The sequence below is a fragment of the Streptomyces sp. W16 genome (assembly GCF_033194735.1).
In the GTDB taxonomy this organism is placed as follows: Bacteria; Actinomycetota; Actinomycetes; order Streptomycetales; family Streptomycetaceae; genus Streptomyces.
In genome coordinates this window covers 1-7388 of the sequence record NZ_JAWOAI010000485.1, presented here as the reverse complement: position 1 = coordinate 7388, position 7388 = coordinate 1, and the positions used below count along the sequence as shown (strand labels likewise).

General features: G+C 70.2%; 7 protein-coding genes and 1 pseudogene. 5 read left to right on the top strand and 3 right to left on the bottom strand.

Features of this window, described 5'->3' with window-relative positions; genetic code table 11:
- The 3 genes from R6V09_RS41245 to dnaK form a co-directional block, all read left to right on the top strand.
- Positions 1-1350: vWA domain-containing protein (locus R6V09_RS41245; protein ID WP_317886619.1), on the top strand; the 1350-nt coding region annotated here is incomplete at its 5' end.
- 55 nt (positions 1351-1405) lie between these two features.
- Positions 1406-1831, top strand: coding sequence for an OsmC family protein (locus R6V09_RS41240; RefSeq protein WP_317886618.1), 426 nt, complete (start codon positions 1406-1408; stop codon positions 1829-1831).
- 116 nt (positions 1832-1947) lie between these two features.
- Positions 1948-3822: a molecular chaperone DnaK gene (dnaK, locus tag R6V09_RS41235; protein WP_317886617.1), complete on the top strand. Its 1875-nt coding sequence runs from the start codon at positions 1948-1950 to the stop codon at positions 3820-3822.
- 241 nt (positions 3823-4063) lie between these two features.
- Here the strand turns inward: dnaK and R6V09_RS41230 are convergent, their stop codons facing one another.
- The 3 genes from R6V09_RS41230 to R6V09_RS41220 form a co-directional block, all read right to left on the bottom strand.
- Entirely contained in the window at positions 4064-4879 is an 816-nt protein-coding gene (locus R6V09_RS41230) for an SAM-dependent methyltransferase (RefSeq protein ID WP_317886616.1), read from the bottom strand.
- A gap of 46 nt (positions 4880-4925) precedes the next feature.
- On the bottom strand, positions 4926-5789 hold the full coding sequence (locus tag R6V09_RS41225) for a helix-turn-helix domain-containing protein (RefSeq protein WP_317886615.1): 864 nt from the start codon (positions 5787-5789) through the stop codon (positions 4926-4928).
- Positions 5790-5874: 85 nt separating this feature from the next.
- Positions 5875-6744 (bottom strand): helix-turn-helix domain-containing protein, encoded by an 870-nt coding sequence (locus R6V09_RS41220; RefSeq protein WP_317886614.1) that lies wholly within the window; start codon positions 6742-6744, stop codon positions 5875-5877.
- Between the two features lie 172 nt (positions 6745-6916).
- On the opposite strand from R6V09_RS41220, the gene R6V09_RS41215 reads away from it, so the two are divergent.
- Both R6V09_RS41215 and R6V09_RS41210 read left to right on the top strand, forming a co-directional pair.
- Positions 6917-7222, top strand: a complete 306-nt coding sequence (locus R6V09_RS41215) for a 4a-hydroxytetrahydrobiopterin dehydratase (RefSeq protein WP_317886613.1) — start codon at positions 6917-6919, stop codon at positions 7220-7222.
- A 27-nt stretch (positions 7223-7249) separates the two neighbouring features.
- A pseudogene (locus R6V09_RS41210) lies at positions 7250-7388 on the top strand (SAM-dependent methyltransferase); the annotation flags it as partial.

Sequence of the window (7388 nt, the reverse complement as noted above, 5' to 3'; positions counted from 1 at the left end):
CCGGCCGCCTACGAGCACTGCGGCACGGCCGGCGGCGCCCCCGACCAGCTGCTCGTACCGTGGCACGGCTGGCCCGGGAAGCCCGTCGACTGGCAGATCGCCTTCGCTAGCGCGCTCACCCGGACCATGTCCGTCGCCATGGACCTCGCCGGCGGTCGCCGCGACTCGATGTACGGCGGCCCGACCCGGCTGCGCCCCTGGGAGCGCGCCCTGAGCTGGTTCGTCTCCAACTACCCGCTCCTCGGCGGCATCGCGGCCGGCATCACCCTCGTCGCCGACGCCGAACTCGCCCGCGCCCACGGCATCTCCGTCGCCGCCGTCGACACCGAGGCGGCCGAGATCTACATCAACCCGCTGCGCCAGTTCGACGACGAGGAATGGCGGTTCGTCCTCGCCCACGAGATGCTGCACGCCGCCCTGCGCCACGGCGACCGCTGCGGCACCCGCGACCCGTTCCTCTTCAACATCGCCGCCGACTACGTCATCAACGGCTGGCTGCGCGAGATGGACATCGGCACGATGCCCGAAGGCCTGCTGTACGACCCGGAGTTGAAGGACCTCTCCGCCGAGGAGGTCTACGACCGGATCACCGCCGACCTGCGCCGCACGCGCCGCCTGGCCACCCTGCGCGGCAAGGGCGTCGGCGACATCCTCGGCGGCCCGCTCGGCAGCGCCCGCGACTACGTGGACCTCGACGAGTTCTACCGGCGCGGCCTCGCCCGCGGCCTGGACCTGCACCAGCAGCACGAACGCGGCTTCCTGCCCGGCGGGTTGGTCGAGGAGATCCGCGCCCTCAGCCATCCACCCCTGCCCTGGGACGCCCAACTCGCCCGCTGGTTCGACGAGTTCGTGCCCCGCCCGGAGCCCGTACGGTCCTACGCCCGCCCCTCGCGCCGCCAGTCCTCCACCCCCGACATCCCGCGCGCGGGCCACTACTTCCCGCCCGAGGAGGTCGCCCGCTGCACCTTCGGCGTCGTCCTCGACACCTCCGGCTCCATGGACCGCACCCTCCTCGGCAAGGCGCTGGGCGCGATCGCCTCGTACGCCGAGGCCCGTGATGTACCGGCCGCCCGGGTCGTGTTCTGCGACGCGGCCCCGCACGACGCGGGCTATGTACCGGTCACCGACATCGCGGGCCGGGTGCGCGTCCACGGCCGCGGCGGCACCGTCCTGCAGCCCGGGATCGACCTGTTGCACCGTGCGGACGACTTCCCGCCGGGTGCGCCCGTCCTCGTCATCACCGACGGCTGGTGCGACGTGCTGCGGGTGCGGCGCGAGCACGCCTATCTGATTCCACAAGGCGCTCGCCTGCCGTTCACCCCGCGTGGGCCGGTCTTCCGGGTGCGCTGAAGCGGAATGTGATCGGATGGGCCTTCGAACGACATCCGCATCGAAAGGACTCACCGTGGCTACCACGCGCACCGCCCACACCAATTGGGAAGGCAACCTGCTGGAGGGCAGCGGCGTCGTCACCTTCGACTCCTCCGGCATCGGCGAGCAGCCGGTGACGTGGGCGTCGCGGGCCCAGGACGCCAACGGAAAGACCAGCCCCGAGGAGCTGATCGCCGCCGCCCACTCCAGCTGCTTCTCGATGGCGCTGTCGCACGGCCTGGCCGGCGCGGGCACCCCGCCCACCCGCCTGGAGACCAAGGCCGACGTGACCTTCCAGCCCGGCGAGGGCATCACCGGCATCCACCTCACCGTCCGCGGCGAGGTCCCCGGCCTGGACGAGGACGGCTTCAAGGCCGCCGCCGAGGACGCCAAGAAGAACTGCCCGGTCAGCCAGGCGCTCGCGGGTACGACGATCACGCTGACGGTCGAATCCGCCTGACCCCCGCTTTCTCTCCCCTCTCGATGCCGCGCCCGGAAAAACGGGTGCGGCATTGACATTCCGGCACTCAAGTTCTCAGCTGGAGATCGGGCAGCGCCTGGCGGAAGGGGACGGCGATGGGACGTGCGGTCGGTATTGATCTGGGGACCACGAACTCGGTGGTCGCGGTACTGGAGGGCGGGGAGGCGACGGTCGTCGCCAACGCCGAGGGAGCGAGGACCACACCCTCGGTCGTGGCCTTCGCCAAGAACGGCGAGGTGCTGGTCGGCGAGGTCGCCAAACGGCAGGCGGTGACGAACATCGACCGCACCGCGCGCTCGGTGAAACGGCACATGGGCAACACCGCGTGGCGGTTTCCGGACACGGGCGCCATCGACGGAACGCGGTACCGGGCCCAGGAGTTGTCCGCGCGCGTACTGCAGAAACTGAAGCGCGACGCGGAGGCCTACCTCGGCGAGGACGTCACCGACGCCGTGATCACCGTCCCCGCCTACTTCGACGACTCCCAGCGCCAGGCCACCAAGGAGGCCGGCGAGATCGCGGGCCTGAAGGTCCTGCGGATCATCAACGAACCGACCGCCGCCGCCCTCGCCTACGGCCTCGACCGCGGCGAGGAGCAGACCGTCCTCGTCTTCGACCTCGGCGGCGGCACCTTCGACGTCTCCCTCCTGGAGATCGGCGACGGCGTCATCGAGGTCAAGGCCACCAACGGCGACACCCATCTCGGCGGCGACGACTGGGACCAGCGGGTCATGGAGTACCTGGTCAAGAAGTTCCAGGGCCAGTACGGCATCGACCTCGGCAAGGACAAGATGGCGCTCCAACGCCTGCGCGAGGGCGCCGAGAAGGCGAAGATCGAACTGTCCTCGTCCTCCGAGACGACGATCAACCTGCCCTACATCACCGCCTCCGCCGACGGCCCGCTGCACCTCGACGAGAAACTGACCCGCGCCTCGTTCCAGGAACTCACCGCCGATCTCCTCGACCGCTGCAAGACCCCCTTCCACCAGGCGGTCAAGGACGCCGGCATCAAGCTCGCCGCCGTCGACCACGTCATCCTCGTCGGCGGCTCGACCCGGATGCCCGCCGTCACCGACCTCGTCAAGGAACTCACCGGCAAGGACCCGCACAAGGGCGTCAACCCCGACGAGGTAGTGGCGGTCGGCGCCGCCCTCCAGGCCGGCGTCATCCGCGGCGACGTGAAGGACGTCCTACTCCTCGACGTCACCCCGCTGTCCCTGGGCATCGAGACCAAGGGCGGCATCATGACCAAGCTCATCGAACGCAACACGACCATCCCGACCCGGCGTTCGGAGATCTTCACCACCGCCACCGACAACCAGCCCTCGGTCGGCATCCAGGTCTACCAGGGCGAACGTGAAATCGCCGCGTACAACAAGAAGTTGGGCGTCTTCGACCTCACCGGCCTGCCACCCGCCCCGCGCGGCGTCCCGCAGATCGAGGTCGCCTTCGACATCGACGCCAACGGAATCATGCACGTCTCCGCCAAGGACCTGGCGACCGGCCGCGAACAGAAGATGACCGTCACCGGCGGCTCCGCGCTCCCCAAGGACGACATCGACCGCATGATGCGCGAGGCCGAACAGTACGCGGACGAGGACCGCAGGCGCCGCGAGGCCGCCGAGACCCGCAACCAGGCCGAACAACTCGTCTACCAGACCGAGAAGTTCGTCCGCGAGAACGAGGAACGCATCCCGGCCGACACCCGGTCCGAGGTCGCGGCGGCAGCCACCGGGGTGAAGACCCTCCTGGAAGGAGAGTCCGACACCGCCGAGTTGCGCACCGCCGTCGAGAACCTCGCCACCGTCAGCCAGCGCATGGGCCAGGCGATGTACGCCCAGGCCGCCCAACAGTCACCCACGGAGCAGACCGAGAGCCCCGAGGAACACACCTCGCCCCAGGAGGAGGAAGGCGTGGTCGACGCGGAGATCGTCGACGACGAACGCGAGCCGAAGGGCGGCGCGGCGTAGACGCTCCGCTGGAAGAGCAGCCTGGGCCGTCGGTCGCCTGCGGCATCGTCGTGGCCGGTCGCGCAGTTCCCCGCGCCCCTTTGGGGCGCTGCTCAGGCCTCAGGTACAGGCCTTGCCGGTTGCTGAAGTCGAAGACCTGCACGTAGTGCGCGGCGAGTTCCTGGGGCGGGGCAGCAGAGCGCACCCGTTCACGCCGGCCGTACGGGGCACGACCTGCGGGCGTACGGGGCGGGCGCCGAGGTCAGACCTTCAGCGCGACCCCGCCGTAGACCGGGACGATGCCCTCCGCCTGGGCGGCCACGTCCTCCGGCTCCGGACGCCAGCCGTAGACGGCGATCACGCCCGGGCCGATCAGCTGCAGGCCGTCGAAGAAGCGCGAGAACTCGGCCAGCGAGCGCGGGTGGAACGGGGTGCCGCTGCGCCGGAAGTGCTCGGCGGCCTGCGCGATCGCCTCAGGGCTGAGATCCGGGGTGACCTGCGACAACACCAGGTAACTGCCCGGGGCGAGGACGTCGACGTACCGCTTGATCAGGCCGTACACGTCGTCGCCGTCGGCCGCGTCGTCCAGATAGTGGGTGAGCGCGACCAGCGACAGCGCGACCGGCCGGGTGAAGTCGAGGGTCTCGCCGGCCAGCCGCAGGATCGTGTCCGGGTCACGGACGTCGGCGTGCACGTACTCGGTGCTGCCCTCGGGCGCGCCGTGCAGCAGCGCCTCCGCGTGCCGCAGCACGATCGGGTCGTTGTCCGCGTACACGACCTTCGCGTCCGGGGCGACACTCTGCGCCACCTGGTGGAGGTTCGGCTCGGTCGGGATACCGGTGCCGATGTCCAGGAACTGGCGAATCCCGGCCATGGCGGCGGTCCGCGTCGCCCGGTGCATGAACCGGCGGTTGGCACGCGCCCCACGCAGCACGGTGCCGTCCGCGGCGAGGATCCGGCGCGCCAGCTCCTCGTCCACCGGATAGTTGTCCTTGCCACCGAGCCACCAGTCGTACACCCGCGCCGGATGCGGCCGACTGGTGTCAATACGGGTGGGCGCGGCTTCGGATCCGGTCATGCGGTGTCGTCTCCTCGGGAGTTCGGGCCTGTGTACCGGGCCGTGCTCAGAAGGTCTCGCGGTAGTCCCGCAGGATCTTCTTGGTGCGCTGTGCGGACGCGGCGTGCGCCGTCATGTGGTCCAGGACCTCCAGATGCGCGGAGACCTCGGTACGGGAGTCCAGATACAGGGCGCCGGTCAGATACTCGGTGAACACCATGTCGGGCAGCTCCGGTTCGTCGAAACGGAACAGCGAGAACGGGGCGTACGTCCCCGGGTGCGGGCCGTTCTCGAACTCCGCGACCTGGAGCGTGACCCGGTCGCGCTCGCCGAACTCCAGGAGTTTGTCCAGCTGTTCGCGCATCACCTCACCGCGCATGCTCACCGGACGCCGCAACACCGTCTCGTCCATGATCACCCACAGGTGCGGCGGATTGTCCCGCTCCAACAACCCCTGGCGCGCCATCCGCAGGGACACATGCCGCTCGATGGTCTCCGGACCGGTCTGCCCGATCGTCCCGGCCTCCATCACGGCACGCGCGTACTCCTCGGTCTGCAACAGACCGGGCACGAAGTGCGGTTCGTACGAACGGATCAGCCCGGCCGCGCCCTCCAGGCTCACATACAGGCTGAACCACTCCGGCAGCACATCGTGGAACCGCTGCCACCAACCCGGCTGGTTCGCCTCCTCGGTGAGCGCGACGAACGCGTCCGCCTCCTCGTCGGGCACCCCGTACGTGCTCAACAGCACCTGCACATACGGCACTTTCAGCGCGACCTCGGCCATCTCCATCCGCCGTACGGTCGCCGGAGCCACCCGCAGGACCTGCGCGGCCTCCTCGCGTTTGATACCGGCCGCCTCGCGCAACTCCTGGAGCCTTCTGCCCAGCACTACCTGGCCCACGGTGGGCGCGGGCCGCCGCTCACTCACGCCACGCCTCCCCATACGCGCCGAAGTCTGGGGGCAGTGTGCCATGTTCCGGCCGTTGCCTCAGCGGTTCGGAGGTGATCATCCGTCAGTCCCCCAGCGTGCGCAGGTACTTGGCCGTCGCCGGGTCGGCCGGGAGGAACGTCTCGATCGCCAGCTCCGAGACCGTCACATCCATCGGAGTGTTGAACGTGGAGATCGAGGAGACGAACGACAGCACCCGCCCCTCGTGCTCGATCCGCATCGGCAGCGCGAAGTACGGTACGGAAGAGCCCGGTTCGGCCTCGTCGCCGGCCGCCTCCGGCACCGGATACGCGGCGACCTCCTCGTACAGCGCCCGCAGCGGCTCGGACCGGTGCAGGGCGATCTGCCGCTCCATCTGCGCGAGGAGATGCCCGCGCCACTCACCCAGATTGCGGATGCGCGGCGCCATGCCCTCGGGGTGCAGCGTCAACCGCATGGCGTTCAGCGGCGGTTGGAGCAGGGACTCCGGTACGCCGTCCAGCAGCATGGTGATGCCCCGGTTCGCCGCGACCACGGTGTACACGGCGTCGACCACCAGCGCCGGATACGGCTCGTAGCCCTGGATCAGCCGCTCCAGACCCTCGCGCAACGCGCCCAACGCCGGGTCGTCCAACGGGGTCTCCGGATAGCGCGGGGCGTAACCGGCCGCCAGCAGCAGGGAGTTGCGCTCCCGCACCGGCACCTCCAGGTGCTCGGCCAGCCGCAGCACCATCTCCTCGCTCGGCCGGGACCGCCCCGTCTCGACGAAGCTGATGTGCCGCGCCGAGGAGTCGGCCCGCGACGCCAGCTCCAGCTGACTGACCCGCCGCCGCTCCCGCCAGGCACGCAGCAACGGGCCGACACCCCTGCCGGCGGAGACGGCGGCAGGGGTACCCGCGGGGACGCCGGCCGGAGGGGCGGTGGAGACGTCGGTACCGGTCGCGACGATGGTCATACGCACGACCGTAGTCGAAGCGGCCCGCCCGTGAACGGACCCAGGAACCCGTCCGGGGGAGCCGCGTACCGGACTCACCCGGGGGCACTCTTCTGACCAGGGCCGCAGCCGACCTCCTGTGGCAGGCTGAAGTTGCCGAAGGCGAACCCGACCCCGAGGAAGGACCGAGGCCATGCCCGTCGCACCGCTGTCGCAGAAGGAGATCGAGGACCGACTCGCGGAACTCCCGGGCTGGTCCGCCGACGCCGGTCACCTCACCCGCTCCTACCGGCTCGGCACCCACTTCGCGGCCACCGCGATGGTCGTCCACATCGCCCAGGTCCAGGAGGAACTCGACCACCACTCCGACCTCACCCTCGGCTACAACACCGTCTCCCTCACCATGAACACCCACAGCGTCGGCGGCGCGATCACCGAACTGGACTTCCAACTCGCCCACAGAGTCGAGGACTTGGCACCGGGCCACGGCGCGGCCTGACCCCACGGGACGGGGAGGGGCAACAGCGTGCTCGACTACGACAAGGAAGCCGACGCCTACGACGCGACGCGCGGCGGCGAGCCCCGTGCCGCCGCCGCTGCCGAAGCCGTACTCGGCCTCGTCCCGCAGGACGCCCGCGCCCTGCTCGACGTGGCCTGCGGCACCG